This is a genomic window from Methylomarinovum tepidoasis, assembly GCF_030294985.1.
GTDB lineage: Bacteria > Pseudomonadota > Gammaproteobacteria > Methylococcales > Methylothermaceae > Methylohalobius > Methylohalobius tepidoasis.
In genome coordinates this window covers 1,951,776-1,971,909 of sequence record NZ_AP024718.1, presented here as the reverse complement: position 1 = coordinate 1,971,909, position 20,134 = coordinate 1,951,776, and the positions used below count along the sequence as shown (strand labels likewise).

General features: G+C 63.2%; 20 protein-coding genes and 1 pseudogene. 17 read left to right on the top strand and 4 right to left on the bottom strand.

The window, feature by feature from the left end; translation table 11 throughout:
- Nucleotides 1-2 precede the first annotated feature (2 nt).
- From gcvH to MIN45_RS09920, 8 genes are all read left to right on the top strand, one after another.
- Nucleotides 3-389 carry a glycine cleavage system protein GcvH gene (gene gcvH / locus MIN45_RS09955; protein WP_286291905.1) on the top strand — a complete coding sequence of 129 codons (387 nt, stop codon included), beginning with the start codon at nucleotides 3-5 and terminating at the stop codon, nucleotides 387-389.
- Nucleotides 389-766, top strand: a complete 378-nt coding sequence (locus MIN45_RS09950; RefSeq protein ID WP_286291903.1) for a diacylglycerol kinase — start codon at nucleotides 389-391, stop codon at nucleotides 764-766. Before gcvH ends, MIN45_RS09950 begins: the two co-directional genes overlap by 1 nt.
- Before the next feature lie 4 nt (nucleotides 767-770).
- Nucleotides 771-1,703: a carbohydrate kinase family protein gene (locus MIN45_RS09945; protein WP_286291902.1), complete on the top strand. Its 933-nt coding sequence runs from the start codon at nucleotides 771-773 to the stop codon at nucleotides 1,701-1,703.
- Nucleotides 1,687-2,499, top strand: coding sequence for a nucleoside triphosphate pyrophosphohydrolase (gene mazG / locus MIN45_RS09940; protein WP_286291901.1), 813 nt, complete (start codon nucleotides 1,687-1,689; stop codon nucleotides 2,497-2,499). Before MIN45_RS09945 ends, mazG begins: the two co-directional genes overlap by 17 nt.
- Complete coding sequence (nfi, locus tag MIN45_RS09935; protein WP_286291899.1) at nucleotides 2,489-3,160, top strand: deoxyribonuclease V; 672 nt, start codon at nucleotides 2,489-2,491, stop codon at nucleotides 3,158-3,160. The genes mazG and nfi overlap by 11 nt, the downstream gene beginning before the upstream one ends.
- A 292-nt stretch (nucleotides 3,161-3,452) precedes the next feature.
- Nucleotides 3,453-5,930 (top strand): DNA translocase FtsK, encoded by a 2,478-nt coding sequence (locus tag MIN45_RS09930; protein WP_286291897.1) that lies wholly within the window; start codon nucleotides 3,453-3,455, stop codon nucleotides 5,928-5,930.
- Nucleotides 5,931-5,934: 4 nt separating this feature from the next.
- Nucleotides 5,935-6,552, top strand: a complete 618-nt coding sequence (gene lolA, locus MIN45_RS09925) for an outer membrane lipoprotein periplasmic chaperone LolA (protein ID WP_286291896.1) — start codon at nucleotides 5,935-5,937, stop codon at nucleotides 6,550-6,552.
- The gene (locus MIN45_RS09920) at nucleotides 6,549-7,928 is read left to right on the top strand and encodes a replication-associated recombination protein A (protein ID WP_286291895.1); all 1,380 of its coding nucleotides are present in this window, start codon (nucleotides 6,549-6,551) and stop codon (nucleotides 7,926-7,928) included. The genes lolA and MIN45_RS09920 overlap by 4 nt, the downstream gene beginning before the upstream one ends.
- Before the next feature lie 16 nt (nucleotides 7,929-7,944).
- On the opposite strand, the pseudogene MIN45_RS09915 reads toward MIN45_RS09920, so the two are convergent.
- Nucleotides 7,945-8,511: pseudogene (locus MIN45_RS09915) on the bottom strand (SAM-dependent methyltransferase); the annotation flags it as partial.
- Between the two features lie 378 nt (nucleotides 8,512-8,889).
- Between MIN45_RS09915 and MIN45_RS09910 the strand changes: the two are divergent.
- The 6 genes from MIN45_RS09910 to ychF are packed head-to-tail and all read left to right on the top strand — an operon-like array spanning nucleotide 8,890 to nucleotide 15,524.
- Entirely contained in the window at nucleotides 8,890-9,393 is a 504-nt protein-coding gene (locus tag MIN45_RS09910; RefSeq protein WP_286291893.1) for a CvpA family protein, read from the top strand.
- Nucleotides 9,394-9,409: 16 nt separating this feature from the next.
- A complete protein-coding gene (purF, locus tag MIN45_RS09905) occupies nucleotides 9,410-10,927 on the top strand; it encodes an amidophosphoribosyltransferase (protein ID WP_286291892.1) in 1,518 nt (505 codons plus the stop codon).
- The gene (locus MIN45_RS09900) at nucleotides 10,924-12,114 is read left to right on the top strand and encodes an O-succinylhomoserine sulfhydrylase (RefSeq protein ID WP_286291891.1); all 1,191 of its coding nucleotides are present in this window, start codon (nucleotides 10,924-10,926) and stop codon (nucleotides 12,112-12,114) included. The genes purF and MIN45_RS09900 overlap by 4 nt, the downstream gene beginning before the upstream one ends.
- Before the next feature lie 20 nt (nucleotides 12,115-12,134).
- The gene (locus MIN45_RS09895) at nucleotides 12,135-12,965 is read left to right on the top strand and encodes a ferritin-like domain-containing protein (protein ID WP_286291890.1); all 831 of its coding nucleotides are present in this window, start codon (nucleotides 12,135-12,137) and stop codon (nucleotides 12,963-12,965) included.
- Nucleotides 12,944-14,398: a mannose-1-phosphate guanylyltransferase/mannose-6-phosphate isomerase gene (locus MIN45_RS09890; protein WP_286291888.1), complete on the top strand. Its 1,455-nt coding sequence runs from the start codon at nucleotides 12,944-12,946 to the stop codon at nucleotides 14,396-14,398. The genes MIN45_RS09895 and MIN45_RS09890 overlap by 22 nt, the downstream gene beginning before the upstream one ends.
- 34 nt (nucleotides 14,399-14,432) lie before the next feature.
- Entirely contained in the window at nucleotides 14,433-15,524 is a 1,092-nt protein-coding gene (ychF, locus tag MIN45_RS09885; protein WP_286291887.1) for a redox-regulated ATPase YchF, read from the top strand.
- A 51-nt stretch (nucleotides 15,525-15,575) separates the two neighbouring features.
- Here ychF and MIN45_RS09880 read toward each other — a convergent pair whose 3' ends face one another.
- Nucleotides 15,576-15,743 carry a hypothetical protein gene (locus MIN45_RS09880; RefSeq protein ID WP_286291885.1) on the bottom strand — a complete coding sequence of 56 codons (168 nt, stop codon included), beginning with the start codon at nucleotides 15,741-15,743 and terminating at the stop codon, nucleotides 15,576-15,578.
- Between the two features lie 175 nt (nucleotides 15,744-15,918).
- On the opposite strand from MIN45_RS09880, the gene gndA reads away from it, so the two are divergent.
- Together gndA and thiO are read left to right on the top strand one after the other, a co-directional pair.
- Nucleotides 15,919-17,418 carry an NADP-dependent phosphogluconate dehydrogenase gene (gene gndA, locus MIN45_RS09875; protein WP_286291884.1) on the top strand — a complete coding sequence of 500 codons (1,500 nt, stop codon included), beginning with the start codon at nucleotides 15,919-15,921 and terminating at the stop codon, nucleotides 17,416-17,418.
- Between the two features lie 2 nt (nucleotides 17,419-17,420).
- Nucleotides 17,421-18,503 (top strand): glycine oxidase ThiO, encoded by a 1,083-nt coding sequence (thiO, locus tag MIN45_RS09870; protein WP_286294164.1) that lies wholly within the window; start codon nucleotides 17,421-17,423, stop codon nucleotides 18,501-18,503.
- Here the strand turns inward: thiO and MIN45_RS09865 are convergent.
- Together MIN45_RS09865 and MIN45_RS09860 are read right to left on the bottom strand one after the other, a co-directional pair.
- Nucleotides 18,500-19,204 (bottom strand): hypothetical protein, encoded by a 705-nt coding sequence (locus MIN45_RS09865; protein ID WP_286291883.1) that lies wholly within the window; start codon nucleotides 19,202-19,204, stop codon nucleotides 18,500-18,502. The genes thiO and MIN45_RS09865 overlap by 4 nt on opposite strands.
- Nucleotides 19,205-19,304: 100 nt before the next feature.
- Entirely contained in the window at nucleotides 19,305-19,706 is a 402-nt protein-coding gene (locus MIN45_RS09860) for a helix-turn-helix transcriptional regulator (RefSeq protein ID WP_286291881.1), read from the bottom strand.
- Nucleotides 19,707-19,825: 119 nt separating this feature from the next.
- Here MIN45_RS09860 and MIN45_RS09855 point away from each other — a divergent pair, with 119 nt between their 5' ends.
- A complete protein-coding gene (locus MIN45_RS09855) occupies nucleotides 19,826-20,041 on the top strand; it encodes a hypothetical protein (protein ID WP_286291879.1) in 216 nt (71 codons plus the stop codon).
- Nucleotides 20,042-20,134: the final 93 nt, after the last annotated feature.

Sequence of the window (20,134 nt, the reverse complement as noted above, 5' to 3'; positions counted from 1 at the left end):
ACATGAGCCGGATTCCCGAGGACCTGCGTTATTCACCGACCCATCAGTGGGCCCGCCGCGAGGCCGACGGCACAATCACCGTGGGTATCACCGACCACGCCCAGGCCGAGCTGGGGGACATCGTCTATGTGGAGCTTCCTAAGGAGGGCGCCCAAGTGAAGGCCGGCCGGCCGTGCATGGTGATCGAATCGGTCAAGGCCGCTTCCGACGTGCATGCTCCGGTTTCCGGCGAGATCGTGGCGGTCAACGAAGTGGTGGCCGAGCACCCGGAGCGGCTCAACGAGGATCCTTATACGGCCTGGCTGTTCCGCCTCCGGCCTTCCGATCCGGCCGAGTGGGACGGCTTGCTCGATGCCGATGCCTACCGGCGCCTGATCGGGGCGGGCTGATGGGCCAGCCGGGACTGAAAGGCGTTCCCCGCCTGATCGCCGCCTTCGGCAACTCCATGGTGGGGATGAAGGTGTGCTGGCGCCAGGAGGAGGCTTTCCGCCAGGAGGTCATCGTCTCCCTGCTGGCGCTGCCGTTGGGGTTGTGGCTGGGGGAGACGGCGGTGGAACGGGCGCTGTTGATCGCCAGCGTATGGCAGATCGCCATCTTCGAAACCCTCAATTCGGCGGTGGAGGCGGTGGTGGACCGCATCGGCACCGAACGCCACCCCCTGTCCGGCTACGCCAAGGACATCGCCTCGGCCAGCGTGCTGCTGGCCATTTTTCTCGCCCTGCTGGTGTGGGGTTTGATCGGATACGACCGTTTTTTCCAAGGATAAAGCAATGAGCGCGCTGATTACCGGTTCCATGGCTTACGACACCATCATGGTGTTTCACGACTACTTCAAAAACCACATCCTGCCGGACCAGGTCCACATCCTGAACGTTTCCTTTCTGGTGCCGGATCTACGCCGGGAGTTCGGCGGCTGCGCCGGCAACATCGCCTACAATCTGAAGCTGCTGGGCAAGGAGCCGCTGCCGATGGCCACCGTGGGCCAGGATTTCGGTCCCTACCGGGAATGGCTGGCGCGCTGCGGCATCGACCAGCGTTATCTGCGCGAAGTGGAAGGGACCTACACCGCCCAGGCCTACATCACCACCGACCTGGACGACAACCAAATCACCGCCTTCCATCCCGGGGCCATGTCCCACGCCCATCTCAACCAGGTACCCAAAGATGCCGGGATCGAAATCGGCATCGTCGCCCCCGACGGCCGCGACGGCATGATTCAGCATGCCGAGCAATTTCACGAGGCCGGCATTCCCTTCATTTTCGATCCGGGCCAGGGGACGCCCATGTTCGAAGGTGACGAACTGATCCGCTTCATCGAACTGGCCACCTGGGCCATCTTCAACGATTACGAAGCCAAGCTGGTGCAGGAGAAGACCCGGCTGACCCCGGAACTGATCTCCGATGACGTCGATGCCGTGGTGGTTACCAAGGGAGCCGAGGGTTCGGTGGTCTACATCGACCGCAAGCCTATCCGCATCCCGCCCGCCCGGGTGGAGAAGGTGGTCGATCCCACCGGTTGCGGCGACGCCTACCGGGCCGGGGTGCTCTTCGGCCTGCTGGAGAACTACGACTGGGAAACCATCGGCGCCATCGCTTCCCTGATGGGGGCGATCAAGGTGGAACACGCCGGCACTCAGAACCATCGCTTCAGCATGGACCAGTTCCGCCAGCGTTTCTACGACAACTATGGCTACCACTTCTGAGCGCCATCCTGTCGAGCGCCTGCTGGCCATCATGGCGCGGCTGCGCGATCCCGAGGGCGGTTGTCCCTGGGACCGCAGGCAGACCTTCGAATCGCTGATTCCCCATACCCTGGAGGAGTCCTACGAGGTCGCCGACGCCATCGAGCGGGGCGATTACGACGATCTGTGCGACGAACTGGGGGATCTGCTGCTGCAGGTGGTGTTCTACGCCCGCATCGCCGAAGAACGGGGGCTGTTCGATTTCCGGCAGGTGGTCGAGCACCTGTGCGACAAGCTTGAACGCCGTCATCCCCATGTCTTTGCCGGTGTGAAGTTCGCCTCCGAGGAAGAACGCAAACGGGCCTGGGAAGCGATCAAACAGGCCGAACGCCGCGCCAAAGGCAGGGGAGAGGCGGAAACCGGCGTGCTCGGCGATGTCCCCGTCACCCTGCCGGCCTTGCTCCAGGCCGAGGAAATCCAAAACCGCGCCGCCCGCCACGGCTTTGACTGGCCCGAGGCCGAGCCGGTGTTCGCCAAGGTCGAGGAGGAGCTGCAGGAACTGCGCGAGGCCTGGGCCGGCGGTGACGAGGCCCATATCCGTGAGGAAGTGGGGGATTTGCTGTTCGTCGCCGTCAACCTGGCCCGTCATCTGGGGGTGCATCCGGAAACCGCCCTGCGGGAAAGCAACCGCAAGTTCGCCCGCCGTTTCCGCTACATGGAACGGCGCCTGGCCGCATCCGGACGCAAAATGACCGACGTGGCGCTGGCCGATCTCGACGCTCTCTGGGAAGAGGCCAAGGAAGGCCGTGAGGCTTAGACTGCATCACGCCCATCCGTGGGACTTGACGCCCCAGGAAGCCATCGCCATCCAGCAGCGGCTGCGCCGCTTCGTCCGTCTGGAGGACGATCTCCCGGAAACGGTGGAGACCGTCGCCGGTGTCGATGTGGGATTCAAGAATGAAAATCGAATCACGCGCGCGGCGGTGGCGGTGCTGGACTTTCCGTCATTGCAGTTGATCGCGCACAGCAGCGCCGAGACGCCCACGGCGTTTCCCTACATTCCCGGTTTGCTGTCTTTCCGCGAGATCCCTGCGGTGCTCCGGGCCTTGGAAAAGCTGGCCCATCTTCCGGCGTTGCTGCTGTGCGACGGTCAGGGCATCGCCCATCCCCGCCGCTTCGGCATCGCCAGCCATTTGGGGGTGCTGCTGGATCATCCCACCATCGGTGTCGGCAAGACCCGTCTGATCGGCCATCACGGCCCCGTACCCGACGAGAAGGGCGCCTGGGTGCCGCTGGAGGACAACGGAGAGATCATCGGCGCCGTGGTCCGTACCCGCAAGGGCGTCAAGCCGCTCTACATCTCCCCGGGTCATCGGCTTTCCATCGAATCTGCAGTGCGCTGGGTGCTGGCCTGCACGACCCGCTACAAGCTTCCGGAAACCACCCGCTGGGCCCATCGCCTGGCTTCAGAGGGATAGGAATACGTAACGAGCTGTTGGAAAAGCCCGGGCTGTTTCGTTTCTGACCACGGATCTGGTCACCAGTGCCTGCTCCAGGCGGATCAGAGCTCTGTCGCACTTGGAAAGGCGCAGGTAGCCGAACCGGCACGGTTCGGTGGCAATCCAGATCATAGGACGCTTCATGCCTCGGTACCTTCGAGAAAGTCACTTGACTCCCAAACTCGAACCTTTTCAGGCTCCTGTGTCATTGGAAAAGGCTCTGTCTTGCCATTCCGGCGTGTTTCTACAACAATGAAAAATTCGTGATCACGTGCTGCGCAAGATCTTGTCCCATACCAAAAACCTCTCTCTGCCTGACGATGCCGCCCGTTTCCGGCACGGCCTGCGGGAAATCCGGCTGCTGGCGTTTCTGTCTCTGGCGGTTTACCTGCTCGTCGCCGGTCTGAGCTACGATTTGGAAGATCCCGGCTGGCGCCATACGGGAACGGGACGGCCGTTGACCAACGACGGCGGTCTGGTCGGCGCCTGGCTGGCGGACTTCGCCTACACCCTGTTCGGGGTGATGTTTCTGCTGGTGCCGCTTCTGGTGGCCTGGTACGGCTGGGCGAGTTACCGCCGGGGCAGTTGGTGGTGGGTCGGTTCGCTGCAGGCGGCCATCCGCACCTTGGGGTTCGTCGCCACCCTGGTCGGAGGGGCGGGACTGGCCTATCTGCACTTTCCCCGTACAGCCCTGGATCTACCGGAAACCAGCGGCGGCCTGTTGGGGATCGGGGTCGGGGAATGGCTGCTGAGTCATTTCGGCCCCGTCGGGGCGACGCTGGCGTTGCTGGTGCTGTTTCTGGCGGGGATTACCCTGCTCACCGGCCTGTCCTGGCTCGATCTCATGGAAACCATCGGCAAGTACGTGCTGCTGGCCTGGGACTGGCTGTGGCTGCAGGCCGGGGCGCTTGCTGCCGCCTGGCGCCGTCAACGGGTGGCTTCCTCCGGAGAGCGGATGGCCGTTGCCGAGGCGGCGCCGGCAGCGCTTCAGGAACCCCGGCTGGCTCTGCCGGAGGAAATCGTCGTCGCCGAACCGGAGCTTCGTCTCGCCGGGACGGAGGAGGAAGGGGAGCCGCCGTCGCTGACCGCAGTGGAGGAGGATGCCGGAGAGGTTCTCGACGTGCCTTTCGAAACCGCGCCTGAGCCTGAGGAGGCCGCTCCTTCCCCGGCGCTGGAGGCGGCCGCCGTATTGCCGGACATCCCGCCGGTCATCGGCAGGAAGGTGGAGACCCACGCCGTCGCGCCCAAGGCGCCGAGCGAGCCGGTGTTGCCGTCGCTGGACTTGTTGGACGAAGGGAACGGCAAGGTGGAAGGTTATTCCGAGGCGGATCTGGCGCTGATGTCCCGGCAGCTGGAGGCGGTGTTGGCCGATTTCGGGGTCCAGGCCAAGGTGCGCGAAGTCCACCCGGGTCCGGTCATCACCCGGTTCGAGATCCAGCCGGGGCCGGGCATCAAGGGCAGCCGCATCAGCAATCTGGCTACCGATCTGGCCCGTTCCCTGTCGGTTTCCAGCGTGCGTGTGGTGGAGGTGATCCCGGGCAAATCCTACATCGGCCTGGAGGTGCCCAACCGTCAGCGTGAAACCGTCTATCTGCGCGAGGTGCTTTCCAGCCGCGAGTATCAGAAGTCGAAGTCGCCGGTGACCCTGGTTCTGGGCAAGGACATCTCCGGCCGGCCGGTGGTGGCCGATCTGGCCAGGATGCCCCATCTGCTGGTGGCCGGAACCACCGGTTCCGGCAAGTCGGTGGCGATCAACGCCATGATCCTCAGCATGCTCTACAAGGCCACGCCCGCCCAGGTGCGCCTGATCATGATCGACCCCAAGATGCTGGAGCTTTCGGTGTACGAGGGCATTCCCCACCTGCTGGCACCGGTGGTCACCGACATGAAGGAGGCCGCCTCCGCCCTGCGCTGGTGCGTGGCGGAGATGGACCGCCGCTACCGTCTGATGTCGGCGCTCAGAGTGCGCAATCTGGACAGTTTCAACCGCAAAGTGGGGGAGGCGGCCGAACGGGGCGAGCCGATCAAGGATCCCTTCTTCCGGGCCGGCGACCTGGAGGAGGGCGGCAGCTGGCCGTTGCTGGAACCGCTGCCGGTGATCGTCGTCATCATCGACGAGCTGGCCGACATGATGATGATCGTCGGCAAGAAAGTGGAAGAGCTGATCGCCCGTCTGGCCCAGAAGGCCCGTGCCGCCGGCATTCATCTGATTCTGGCGACCCAGCGGCCGTCGGTGGACGTGATCACCGGTCTCATCAAGGCCAACGTGCCGACCCGGATCGCCTTCCAGGTGTCCTCCAAGGTGGATTCCCGCACCATTCTCGACCAGGGCGGGGCGGAAACCCTGCTCGGCTGCGGCGACATGCTCTACCTGCCGCCGGGAACCGGTTTTCCCATTCGCGCCCACGGCGCTTTCGTCGATGACGAAGAGGTGATCCGGGTGGTCGGTTTTCTGAAGCAGACCGGGCAGGCCGATTACATCGAGGAAATCACCCGCTTTCAGGACGAGACCGACGCCGAAACCGGGGGCGATGACGACGACGCCGAAACCGATGCCCTTTACGACGCCGCGGTGCGCTTCGTCACCGAAACCCGCCGCGTTTCCACCTCCAGCATCCAGCGCAAGTTCAAAATCGGCTACAACCGCGCCGCCCGCATCGTCGAGGCGATGGAACGGGCGGGGGTGGTCAGCCCGCCGGAGGGCAACGGCGCCCGCACCGTGCTGGCGCCGCCCCCACACGAGGATTGATCTCATGAAATTATCGTCCTTTCCAGTGATTTTCCTGTGGTGGTGGGCGACCGCCGTCACCGCCGCGCCCGTGGATGCGCTCGATGGCTTCCTTTCCCGGGTCAAGACCCTGGCCGCCGATTTCGAGCAGGAAGTCATCGACGAACACGGGAGCGTCGGCCAGCGCAGCGAGGGACGCTTCTATTTGGCGCGACCGGGCAGGTTCCGCTGGGAATATCGCAAACCGTACCGGCAATGGGTGATCGCCGATGGCAGCAAGGTCTGGTTCTACGATCCCGATCTGGAACAGGTGACCGTGCGCCCGCTCGACGAGGCATTGGGATCGGCGCCGGCACTGCTGCTCAGCGGCCAGGTCCGCCTGCAGGCGCGTTTCCGGGTGGTCGGGCAGGGAAGCGAAGACGGGCGGGCCTGGGTGACGTTGCGTCCCAGATCCGAGAACGACGTCTTCCGCCGTTTGCGGGTGGAACTGCAACAGGGAGTCTTGCAGTCGATGGAACTAGCGGACAATTTCGGACAGCTGACCCGGATCCGCTTCCGTCGTCTGGAGATCAATCCGCGCCTTGATCCTGAGCTGTTCCGCTTTTCCCCGCCCCCCGGCGTGGATGTCTTCGAAGGCAGGTGAAGTTGGAAAACGCCGCCGATTCCCGACCGCTGGCCGACCGCCTGCGGCCCCGGCGCCTGGAGGAGTTCTTCGGCCAGCGCCATCTGCTGGCGCTGGGGAAACCCCTCTATGAGGCGGTTCGGGCCGGGCATCTGCACTCGATGATTCTCTGGGGGCCGCCGGGGACCGGCAAGACGACGCTGGCGCGGATGGTGGCGGCAACGGCGGATGCCGAATTTATACCGTTATCTGCCGTTTTGTCCAACATCCAAAACATTCGCCAAGCCATCCAACAAGCAGAAACGATTCGAAAACAAGGACGACGGACCATTCTCTTCGTCGACGAGGTTCACCGTTTCAACAAAGCCCAGCAGGACGCCTTTCTTCCCCACATCGAAACCGGGCTGATCTTCTTCATCGGGGCGACCACGGAGAATCCTTCCTTCGCCCTCAACAACGCCCTGTTGTCCCGGGCCAGAGTCTATGTGCTCAAACCGCTCGGAGACGCCGATCTGGAACAAGTCATCGACCGCGCCTTGAACGATCCCCGTGGTTTCGGCGGTCGGGAGATCCGGCTGCCAGCCGCGGTGCGCCCCTGGCTGATTCAGGCTGCAGACGGCGATGCCCGCCGCCTGTTGAATCTGCTGGAAGTCCTCGTCGATCTGGGCGAGGAGACAGGCGGGGTCGTCCATGTCTCCGAAGAGGTCGCCCGGGACGTTCTGGCCGGTGGCAGCCCCCGCCGTTTCGACCGTCAGGGGGATGCCTTCTACGATCAGATTTCCGCGCTGCACAAGAGCATCCGCGGCAGCGACCCCGACGCCGCCCTGTACTGGCTCTGCCGTATGCTGGACGGCGGCTGCGATCCGCTATACATCGCCCGCCGTCTGGTGCGTATCGCCAGCGAGGACATCGGCAACGCCGATCCGCGGGCCTTGCCTCTGGCACTCGATGCCTGGGCCGCCCAGGAGCGACTGGGGTCGCCGGAAGGGGAACTGGCGCTGGCGCAGGCGGCGGTCTATCTGGCCTGCGCGCCGAAAAGCAACGCCGTCTACCGGGCCTTTCAGGCGGCGCAACGGGATGCCGCTGCCACCGGCAGCCTGGAGGTTCCGGTGCATCTGCGCAATGCCCCCACCAAGCTCATGCGGGAGCTGGGTTACGGCCGCCGCTATCGCTATGCCCATGACGAACCAGAAGGGTATGCCGCCGGTGAAAACTATTTTCCCGAGGAAATGGAGCCGCGCCGCTATTATCAGCCGGTCGAGCGCGGTCTGGAGATCAAGATCGCGGCCAAGCTGCAGCGTCTTTCCGAGCTGGACCGGCTTTGGCGCCAACGCCACGGCCTTTCGTCACCAGACACAGGAAAAAGCCGTCGTAAATCCGGTCCGGAAGAATCCTGAGGGCCTCCTTAAGAGAGGCGGCCAGGGTTTTGCCCTGCCACCGGGTCAGTCCCGGCTGCTGCGCCACCCCGGGCAGTTGGAACGGGACGATCTCCGCCTCGGGATGCCGCAGCAGCAGGGCATCCACCACCATTTCGTTCTCTTCCGGAGCGAAGGCGCAGGTACAGTAGAGCAGCCGGCCGCCCGGCTTCAACGCCTGAAAGGCCGACAGCAACAACCGTTTCTGCTTGCGGGAACATTCGGCGATCTTGCGCTCGTGCCAGTGAGCATGGCTCTGGGGATCTTCGCTGCGAAAGCGGGACTCGGACGAGCAGGGGGCATCCACCAGCACGCGGTCGAAGCGCTCAGGCACTTTGTGGCCGACGGCGCGGCCATCCATGCGGTAACCGCGGGCGACCGTCACGCCCAGGCGGGTCAGGTTGGCCTTAAGCCGGTAGAAACGGTCTTTGACCGGCTCTACCGCCGCGATCCGTCCCCGGTTTCCCATTTTCATCGCCAGCAGGGAGGTCTTGCCGCCAGGGGCGGCGCACAGATCGAGCACCTCCTCGCCGGGCCTCGGCGCCAGCACCTCCACCGCGAGCATGCTGGAAGGATTTTGAAGGTAGATCCGTCCCTCCGCAAATGCCGCCGTCTCCGTCAGCGGGCGCTTCCATTCCGGCGGCAGGCTGGCAGCGTACTCCGACTTGGGCAGCGGATCGAGTGGAAATCCCTGGGACTGCAATTCGGTGAAGGTTTCCATGACGGAGGATCGCAAGGTGTTCACCCGCAGGACGGGAATTTTGGGGCGGTCGAAACTAGCGAGCGTTTCCGCCAGCCGGGCGGGCGGGACGATGGCCTGCAGCCGCTCGACGAAGCGCACCGGGAGCGTTGTGGACAGGGTTTCCATGGTATATCAGCGTATCAGCTGAAAAGGGAATCTGCTACAATTGTGCCTCCTTACAATCGTGGCAGAATTTCCGCATTGCTCTGGATCGATTATGCCATCCTGACCGCGGTGGCGGTTTCCGCATTGTTGGGGTTCGTCCGCGGTCTGGTGCAGGAAAGTTTCGCTCTGCTGAGTTGGATCGCCGCGCTTTGGATCGCACTCCACTTTCATCCCGCCATGGCCTATCAGCTCGAGTCCGTCCTGCCGCATCCGACCCTGCGCATCGCCAGCGCCTTCGTGATTCTGTTCATCGTTACGCTGCTCGTCGGCAAACTGACCGGCTTCCTGCTCGCCACCCTGGTGGAACATTCACCGTTGAGCATCCTGAACCGCCTGGGAGGGCTGGTTTTCGGCGCTGGACGCGGGGTTCTGCTGATCGCTGCCGTCGTCCTGCTGGCCCAGAATTTCGAGCTGGACCGGGAAAGCTGGTGGCGCAAGTCGCGTCTTCTGCCCTACGCCGAGCGCTGGGCCAACTTCCTCGGGCGTCTGGACCCCAAGCCTTATCTTCAGCGTTACCGTCTTCCTTTCCTTCCACTCTGACAGGACTCTCCGAAACATGTGCGGAATCGTGGGCATCGTCTCCCATCAGCCGGTCAATCAGGAACTCTACGAAGCCCTGACGGTACTTCAGCACCGTGGGCAGGATGCCGCCGGCATCGTCACCTACGAGGGCGGCCGTTTCTATCTGCGCAAGGACAAGGGCTTGGTGCGCGACGTGTTCCAGCCGGAGCACATGCAGCACCTGCGCGGCACGATGGGGATCGGCCACGTCCGCTATCCCACTGCCGGCTGTACCAGTTCCGCCGAGGCCCAGCCGTTCTACGTCAATTCCCCCTATGGCATCGCCCTGGGCCACAACGGCAATCTGACCAACGCCGAATTGCTGAAACAGGAGTTGTTCCTGCAGGACCAGCGCCACATCAACACCGACTCCGATTCCGAAATCCTCCTCAACGTCTTCGCCCATGAATTGCAGCGCCTGGGCAAACTGCGTCTGGACGTCAGCGACGTTTTCGACGCCGTGGCCGAAGTCCACCGCCGCTGCCGGGGAGCCTATGCGGTGACCGCGATGATCACCGGTTTCGGGGTGCTGGGCTTCCGGGATCCTTACGGAATCCGGCCGGCCGTGATCGGCCACCGCGATTCGCCCCAGGGGCCGGAATACATCATCGCCTCCGAAAGCGTCGCCCTCGATGTGCTCGGTTTCAAACGGCTGCGGGACATCTCCCCGGGAGAGGCGGTCTTCATCGAAAAGAACGGCCGCCTTCACAGCCGCCAGTGCGCCGAGCACGCCCTGCACGCGCCCTGCATCTTCGAGTTCGTCTATTTCGCCCGCCCCGATTCGGTCATCGACGGCATCTCCGTCTATCAGTCCCGGTTGCGTATGGGGGAAAAGCTGGCGGAGAAGATCCTGCGCCTGCGCCCGGATCACGACATCGACGTGGTCATCCCCATCCCGGACACCAGCCGCACCGCCGCGCTGGAACTGGCCAACCGCCTGGGGGTGAAGTACCGCGAAGGGTTCATCAAGAACCGCTACATCGGCCGCACTTTCATCATGCCCGGACAGCAGCTGCGCCAGAAGTCGGTGCGCCGCAAGCTCAATCCCATCGATGTGGAGTTCCAGGGTAAGAACGTGCTTCTGGTGGACGATTCCATCGTCCGCGGCACCACCTCCAAACAGATCATCCAAATGGCCCGGGATGCCGGCGCCAGAAAGGTCTATTTCGCCTCCGCCTCCCCGCCGGTCCGTTACCCTTACGTTTACGGCATCGACATGCCGGCCACTTCGGAACTGATCGCCCACGGCCGAAACGAGGAGGAAATCCAGCGCTTCCTCGGGGCCGACTGGCTGATCTATCAGGATCTCGACGATCTAGTGGAGGCGGTTCGGCGCTGCAACCCGGCCATCGAACGTTTCGAAACCAGCTGTTTCAGCGGCGAATACGTCACCGGGGACATCACCCCGGAATACCTAGAGCGCCTCAGCCTGTGCCGCCGCGGTCCGAAAAAGGACGATCCGCCCGCGGAAGCCGCCAACACCGACAACCTCGACCTGCACAATTCGTTATGAGCAACGATCTGTCCTGGGACCGTCTCGGCATCCAGACCCAGAGCATCCGTGCCGGCCAGCACCGAACGCCGGAAAACGAGCATTCCGACCCGATCTTCGTCACCTCCAGTTACGTTTTCGACAGCGCCGCCCAAGCCCAGGCGCGCTTTTCCGGCCAGGAACCGGGCAACATCTATTCCCGTTTCACCAACCCGACCACCCGCACCTTCGAGGAGCGTCTGGCGCTCATGGAGGGAGGAGAGCGCTGTATCGCCACCGCCTCCGGGATGGCGGCGATCATGACTCTGGCGATGGGGCTTTTGAAGGCGGGGGATCATGTGGTCTGCTCCCGGGCGGTGTTCGGCAACACCGTGCTGCTGTTTCGGAACTACATGGAAAAATTCGGAGTCGGGGTCGATTTCGTCGCTTTGACCGACCTGAACGCCTGGGAACAAGCCATCCGCCCCCAGACCCGGTTTCTGTTTCTGGAGACCCCCTCCAATCCCCTGACCGAGATCGCCGACATCGCCGCACTGGCGGCGCTGGCCCACGCCCACGACGCCCTGCTGGTGGTGGACAACGTCTTCTGCACCCCGGCCCTGCAACGCCCTCTGGCTTTGGGCGCCGATATCGTGGTCCATTCGGCCACCAAATATCTGGACGGCCAGGGCCGCTGCGTCGGGGGCGCCATCGTCGGTCCCCGGGAGCTGCTGGACAAGGAGGTCTATCCCTTTCTGCGCACCGGCGGCGCCGCCATGAGCCCCTTCAACGCCTGGGTTTTCCTCACCGGTCTGGAAACCCTGAACCTGCGCATGCAGGCCCATTGCGACAACGCCTTGAAGCTGGCCTGCTGGCTCGAATCCCATCCTGGGGTGGAACGGGTCTACTACCCCGGGCTGGCTTCCCATCCCCAGCACGATCTGGCCACAAAACAGCAGCGGGGGAGCGGGGGAATCGTCAGCTTCGTGGTCAAAGGCGGCCAGCCGGCAGCCTGGCGGCTCATCGACAACACCCGCCTGATCTCGATCACCGCCAACCTGGGGGACGTGAAGACGACCATCACCCACCCGGCCACAACCACCCACGGTCGCCTGTCGCCGGAGGAGCGTGCTGATGCCGGCATCGACGACGGGCTGGTGCGGATCTCCGTCGGGCTGGAGAACATCGAGGACATCATCGCCGATCTGGAACGGGGGTTGACCGCTTGAATCCCAGCCGTGGTTTCTGAATGGAAAACGTCTTCGAGCTGGCGGGCACTTGTTTGCGCGCACCGGACTTGGCGGGCAAACTGGCCTTGACACGCCGGGCCCGCACGGCGTTCGAGAGCGGCCGGCTGGATTTCCAGGAAATAGGGAACCCCCCGGCTGTCTGCGACGTCCGGCTGCCCCGGGAGCTGAAGTTCGTCGAACCGCGCCGACTGCCGAAACGGAAGCTGACGCAGCAGCCAGGCCGCATCGCCCTGTTGCATGCGGTGGCGCACATCGAATTCAGCGCCATCCTGATGCACTGGGACAGCCTCTGCCGCTTCCGGGGAATGCCGGCGGCGTACTATCATGACTGGTTCACGGTGGTCCTGGAGGAGTTGAAGCACTTCGAGCTGCTGTCCCGGCGTCTGGCGCACCTGGGCACGCAATACGGCGATCTGCCGGTCCATCGGGGACTGTGGCAGGTGGCGCTGGATACCGCGGGCGACGTACTCGCCCGCATGGCGCTGGTACCCCGGTTCCAGGAAGCCCGGGGACTGGATGTCACCCCGGGCATGATCGTCGGGTTGCGCCAGGCCGGTGACGCGGAGAGCGCTGCGATTCTGGAGGTCATCCTCGACGAGGAGGTCGGGCACGTCGCCAAAGGCGATCGCTGGTTCCGCTGGCTGTGCCGGCAGCGGGGCAAAGCGCCCGGGGAGACTTACCTCGACCTGGTCCGGCGTCACCTGCGCGGTGCGGTGCGGGGACCGTTCAACCGACCACTGCGCCTGCAGGCCGGCTTCGATGCGGTGGAAATGGATCGGCTTGAAGCACTTCAACAAGGAGCGAAACGATGCGTCAATGCAAAGCGGTAATCCTTTCCGGAGGTTCCGGAACCCGCCTGTGGCCCCTGTCCCGCGAAGCCTATCCGAAACAGTTCCTCGCCTTGACAGGCGACCACAGCCTGCTGCAGGAAACCCTGCTGCGGTTCCAGGCATTGGCCGAGGCCGATCCCGACGTCGCGCTGCAGCCGCCGGCGGTGATCTGCAACGAAGCCCACCGCTTTCTGGTCGCAGAGCAACTGCGTGAGCTCGGTTTCGCCGCCGGCGAGATCATCCTGGAGCCGGCGGGCCGTAACACGGCCCCCGCACTCACCGTCGCCGCTCTTTTGAGCCGCCGGGAAGGCGACGACCCAGTGCTGGCGGTGATGCCTTCCGACCACGTCATCCGCGACCGTCAGGTCTTCTGTGCCACCCTGGCGGAAGCGATCCAGCTGGCCGAACAGGGATATCTGGTCACTTTCGGCATCGTCCCCACCCGGCCGGAAACTGGCTTCGGCTATATCCGCGTGGGAAAGCCGCTCCAGGGCCATGCCCGCCTGCTCGATCGCTTCGTGGAGAAGCCCGATCGCAAAACCGCGGATAGCTATCTGGCCAGCGGCGACTATCTCTGGAACAGCGGCATTTTCGTGATGCGCGCGTCCGTCTGGCTCGAAGCCATCGGGAAGTTCCGGCACGACATTCTCGCCGCCTGCCGCCTGGCGGTCGAAAACGGGCGGGAAGATGCCGACTTCTTCCGTCTCGACCGCGACGCCTTCGCTGCCTGTCCTGCCGATTCCATCGATTATGCGGTGATGGAGCGCCTCTCCGGCAGCGACTGGCAGGCCGCCGTCCTGCCGCTGGAAGCCGGCTGGTCCGATCTGGGATCGTGGCCGGCCATGTGGGAGGTGGCTGATACCGATGCCGACGGCAACATCACCCACGGCGACGTGTTCCTGCACGAGGTCAAGGACTCCCTGGTCCATGCCAACGACCGTTTCGTCGCCGCCCTGGGGGTGCAGGATCTCATCGTCGCCGAAACCGCCGACGCCATCCTCGTGGCTCACAAAGACAGCGCCCAGCAGGTGCGCAAGGTAGCCGAATATCTCAAATCCCAGGGCCGCTACGAGTACCTTCACCACCTGAAGATCCACCGCCCCTGGGGGACGATAGAAACCATCGGCAGGGGGGACCGCTACCAGGTCAACCGCCTGACGGTGCGCCCCGGCGCCCACGTGGCGACCCAGCTGCACCATCACCGCGCCGAACACTGGGTGGTCGTCAAGGGCACCGCCCGCATCACCCGCGGGGTAGGGAAGGAGGAGGAAACTTTTCTGCTGACCGAGAATCAATCCACTTACATCCCGGTCGGGGTCCGCCACCGTCTGGAAAACCCCGGCAAGATCCCCCTGGAGGTCATCGAGGTCCAGTCCGGCGCCTATCTGGGCGGCGACGACATTCTGCGTTTCGACGAAGAAACCTCGCGCTAACTTCTTCCGATCAACCACACAATTCCAAAGGTTCATGGCATTACATTGCGGTATCGTCGGGCTTCCCAACGTCGGCAAGTCCACCCTGTTCAACGCGCTGACGCGGGCGGAAATCGCCGCGGAAAACTATCCCTTCTGCACCATCGATCCCAACGTGGGGGTGGTGCCGGTCCCCGATCCAAGGCTCAAGACCCTGGCGGAGATCGTCAAACCCCAGCGCACCCTGCCGACCACGGTGGAGTTCGTCGACATCGCCGGCCTCGTGGCCGGGGCCTCCAAAGGGGAGGGACTGGGCAACCAGTTTCTCGGCCACATCCGCGAAACCGACGCCATCGCCCACGTGGTCCGCTGTTTCGAGGACGGCGACGTCACCCACGTGGCCGGTTCGGTCGATCCGGTGCGCGACATCGAGATCATCAACACCGAACTGGTGCTCGCCGACATGGAGACGGTGGACAAGGCTTTGCAGCGGGTCACGCGGGCGGCCAAAGCCGGCGACAAGAACGCGCGGGCGGAAAAAGCGTTGCTGGAACGTCTGGCCGCCCATCTGGACACCGGCAGACCGGTACGCAGTCTGACGCTGAGCGAGGACGAGCGCGCTCTATTGCGCAGCCTGCATCTCTTGACCGCCAAACCGGTGCTGTATGTCGCCAACGTGAACGAATCCGGCTTCGACGCCAATCCCCTGCTTGAACAGGTACAGGCCCACGCTGCCGCCGATGGTGCCCAAGTGGTGCCGGTGTGCGCGGCGATCGAGGCGGAGATCGCCCAGCTGGACGAGGTGGACCGGGAAGCCTTCCTAAAGGAACTGGGACTGGAGGAAGCCGGTCTCGATCGGGTGGTGCGGGCGGTTTACCGGCTGCTGGGGCTGCAGACCTTCTTCACCGCCGGGGAAAAGGAAGTCCGCGCCTGGACCGTGAAGCAAGGGGCAACCGCCCCCCAGGCGGCCGGAGTCATCCACAGCGATTTCGAGAAGGGTTTCATCCGCGCCGAAGTCATCGCCTACGAGGATTTCGTCCGTCACGGGGGAGAGCAGGGGGCCAGGGAAGCCGGAAAATGGCGCCTGGAGGGCAAGGACTACGTCATGCAGGAAGGGGACGTGGTCCATTTCCGCTTCAACGTATAAAAAAGCCCCGCAATTGCGGGGCTTTCTCAAGGAAAGTAGAAGGTCTTGTTTTTATTTCTTACCCATCTCTTCCTTGCGGATTTCTTCCCAGGCTTGATAGGGAACGGAAGAAGTTTCCGTCTTCTTGAGCAGGATCACGCCCACGACCGCAGCGGCGATGACCAGCCCGATGATCAGCCAGAAATTGTCTTTTTCCTGTTCCTGATTTTGCTCTGCCATTTCTCCTACCTCTATGTGGTTGATTCGTTGTTATCTCCCGTTTCCGGGGGTTCAGATCGGTTACAATCTGAAACGCCGAATTTCGGCGAAGTTGATTTTAATCAAACTTCGTCCGTGTTGTCTATAGTCGATACATTCATAATCGATACCTAATATTTAAGCCGGGAGTTTGAAGATGGCAGACATCGGGGTGTTGGGACTGGGCGTCATGGGGCGCAATCTGAGTCTGAACCTGGCCGACCATGGGTATGTGACGGCGGTGTTCAACCGTCATCCCGAGGTCACGGACCGGTTTCTCACAGAATGCCGCCAGCGGGAGCCATCGTGGCCGCGGCTGCAGGGATTTCACGAGCTGGAATCCTTCGTCAATGCCATCGAGCGCCCCCGCCGGATCGTCCTGCTGGTCAAGGCTGGCGATCCCACCGACTTGACCATCGAAAATCTGCTGCCCTTCCTCGATCCCGGCGACATCCTGATCGATGGTGGCAACGCTCACTGGCTCGACACCATCCGCCGCGAGCGGGAACTGCGCCGACGGGAGATCCTTTTCGTCGGCTCCGGTATTTCCGGTGGAGAGACCGGCGCCCGCTTCGGCCCCTCGCTGATGGCCGGTGGCAGCCTGGAGGCCTGGAAGCGGATCGAGCCCGTCTGGCTCGACATCGCTGCCAAGGTCGACCCGAAAACCGGCGATCCCATCGAAGGGGCGGCACCCGGAAAGCCGGTGCGGGGAGGGGAACCCTGCGCGGCCTGGGTGGGGGAGAACGGCGCCGGCCATTACGTGAAGATGGTCCACAACGGCATCGAATACATCGATATGCAGCTGATCGCCGAAAGCTATTGGCTGCTGAAACACCTCGGCGGTTTCGACAATGCGACACTGGCCGACATCTTCGCGCACTGGAACCAGGGGGACCTGGCCAGTTACCTCGTCGCCATCACCGCTGAGATTCTGCGCCAGCCCGATCCTGCCGGAGAGGGGTACCTGATCGACAGGATTCTCGATGCCGCAGGTCAAAAAGGCACCGGCAAGTGGGCCGCCGGCAGCGCCCTCGATCTGGGCGTGCCGGCGAATGCGCTGGCAGAAGCCGTGTTCGCCCGTTTCCTTTCCACGCTGGTGGAACAGCGCCATCAGGCCAGCCGGATGCTGGACGGCCCCCAGCCGTTGCAGGCAAACGACCCCGATGCCCTGACTCGGCAGCTGGAACGCTGTCTCTACAGCGCCAAAATCTGCGCCTATGCCCAGGGTTTCCAGCTGATGCAGGCGGCCCAGGAGGAATACGGCTGGCATTTCGATTTCGCCACCATCGCCCGCATCTGGCGGGGCGGCTGCATCATTCGGGCACGGTTTCTCAATCGGATCGCCAATGCTTTCGAAACCGCGCCCGACCTGGCCAATCTACTGCTTGCTGAAGATTTCCGCCGGGTGCTCAGCGAGGGGCATTCCGCCTGGCGCCGCAGCGTCGCTGACGCCGCGCTGAGCGGCCTGCCTGTACCGGCGCTGGCCTCGGCCCTGGCCTATTACGACAGCTATCGCAGCGAGCGCTTGCCGGCCAACCTGATCCAGGCCCAGCGGGATTATTTCGGGGCCCATGCCTACGAGCGGGTTGACCGTCCCCGCGGGGAATTCTTCCACTTCGACTGGCACGGCAGCCGCCAGGAAATCTGTAGCGATTGACCATGCATTGCCTGATCGTCGGAGCCGGTATCAGCGGCCTGTTATGCGCCCGGGAACTGCAGGCCGCCGGTTGGCGGGTCACGGTTCTGGAGCGTGGCCGGGTAGGGCAGGAGGCCTCCTGGGCCGGAGGCGGCATTCTCACGCCGCTGTATCCCTGGCGCCAACCCTTACCGATCCAGCGGTTGTCCCTCTGGAGTCAGGCGCACTATCCGGAATTGGCCGAGACTTTGAGGCGGGAGACCGGGATCGATCCCCAGTACCGCCGCTGCGGCCTGCTGTGGCTCGGTCTGGCGGATCTTCGTGAGGCGGTCGCCTGGTGCCGCCGGCACGGGATCGACTGGGAAACCCCGACCGCCACCGAGATCCAGGCGCGGTTCCCGCAATTGGCCCCGCCTCCCCGGGGGGGGCATTTGGGGATCGAACGCATCGCCCAAATCCGCAATCCCCGCTTGCTGAAAGCCTTAAGGAAAGACCTGGAGGCCAATGGGGTGGAGATTCGAGAGCACACCCCGGTTTCAGGATGGCGGCAGGAGGGGAGGCGTATCGTCGCCGCGCGCACCCCGGTGGGCGATCACCGCGCCGATGTTTTTATCGTCACCGCCGGGGCCTGGTCGGCACAGTTGCACGCGGACGGCTGGCGGCCGCAGATCAGGCCGGTCAAAGGGCAGATGCTCCTGTTCCGGGCGCCGCCGGAGCTGCTGACCATCATGGTGCAACGGGATGCGCATTACCTGATTCCGCGGTACGACGGTCATATTCTGGTGGGCAGCACCGTCGAGGAAGCCGGTTTCGACAAGCGGCCGACCGCGGCGGTCTACCACCGTCTGTACCAGGCAGCCCTGAGCATGCTTCCGGCCCTGGCGGAGTTCCCGGTGGTGCTGCACTGGGGCGGGTTGCGGCCCGCCGCGCCCGAAGGGATCCCTTACATCGGGCCGCATCCGCAGGTCGACAACCTTTATTACGACTGTGGCCATTTCCGCAACGGCGTGGTGATGGCCCCGGCCGCGGCCCGCCTGCTGGCGGACCTGGTTCTGGGGCGGGCGCCGACCCTCGACCCCCAGCCTTTCCTGCCGGCGACCCGCTAAGCGGCTTCCTGGCCCAAGGTCTGGCGGAAACGCCTTTTCACCGCCTCCAGCACCGCCTCGACTTCCTCCACATCCATCTCCCGGACGTCGGCGATCTCTTCCAGCGTCAGGTTGCCATTGACTTTCAACTCCAGGATGATCCGGCTTAACGGCGGCAGGCTCTCGTAAGCCTGGGCCAGCAATTGGCGGTGCCTGGCTTCCTGGCGCAGGCTGCGGTCCAGCTCAAGGAAGTCCAGCAGGTCGCCCTCGAAGCCTTCTTCCAGCAGCAGAAGCTTGGGGCGGTATTCATCCTGGCGGTACTCGATGTCATCGAGCATTTCCTCCGGGTAGAAGGTTTCCTCCAGCGACTTCAGCTCCTCCTGGACGATGTCTTCGATGGGAACCTTGCGTTCCTGCCACCGGGCTTCTTCCTTGAGGATCTTTTCTAGTTTGGCATCGGCCAGCTTGAACAGCCTGATCTTGAGTTTTTTGGGATCGAGATCGGCATCGCTGAGGTGGTCGAACACTTCCAGATAGATCTCGTCCACAATGTCATTGGGAAAGTACATTCGCCTGGGAATCAGGCCCACGTGCTCGGCGTACCGGAGACGGGCGGCGACGTAGGGCTTGAGTTGCGGCAGAAACTGCTGCAGGACTTCGTTGAAAGCCTGGCGGTTCCGGGCGTCCTTGTGGGTTTTCAGCGCCTGCAATGACTGGGTCATGGATGGCTTGCTCCTTCGTCGTTGATCGGGCTTCCGTAGGACAATTATGGGGGCTTGGGAGATGGAGCCCAAGTGCCGTAAGGATAAAAAATTATCTTGCTCATGGATGATGGCTTTTCCACCTCGCCGACGCCGACGGATATTCGCATAATGTATATTTTTTGCCGTTTATGTTCCCTGCCCCGGGTGTGCTGTAAATTACTGAAATTACACCCAAAATAAGCATCGCTGCCCATCCTCTCATTCGGGAAAATTTTTCCCAGTACCGCCGCCGCTCCTCCTTCTTCTCCCGCTCCAGATTCGCCGCGGTGATGATCTCCACTGGGTCGATCCCCAGAATTTCTGCGATTTGGAAGCAAGCGTAGACGTCCATTGTGCTTTTCCCATGCTTCCACTGAGAAACTGCTGCCCTGTTGACACCTATCCTCTTGGCAAGCTCGTTATCGCTTGAAATTCCTAGCTTTTTTTTTGCTTCTTCGATGTATTCCAGCGTTGATTTCATGGCTCTGCTCCTGGTCGTGTTGTTTTTTTCAGCATAGAAGTGTTAAAGCCCCTTGACAATGTTAATTGGCTTTAACTATCTTTCAGCGTGTTAATCGCAATTAACACGGAGCCATCACCATGACTGAACTCACCTACCCAGTCCGACTGACTCAACAGGAAATCCGTAGCCTGGTTTCCTTCCTTGACCTTTGCCACCAGCAGCTTGGCACCACCCTTCCCGCCGTCCGGGAAAAGCTCCTCCTCATTGACGCCATCGTGTTACATTCCCCACCGGCCGAGGCCGCCGGCCAAGGTGATGGCTCGCCTGAATGCGGCCAGGGGGGTGCTCTATGAGCGCCCCCTTTTTTTCTCTTTCCGGCCCGGAACGGTGTCCCTTCTGCGAAGGTTCCGGGAAATGCCGCTGTGGCCAGACGGCTCCTTGCGAGT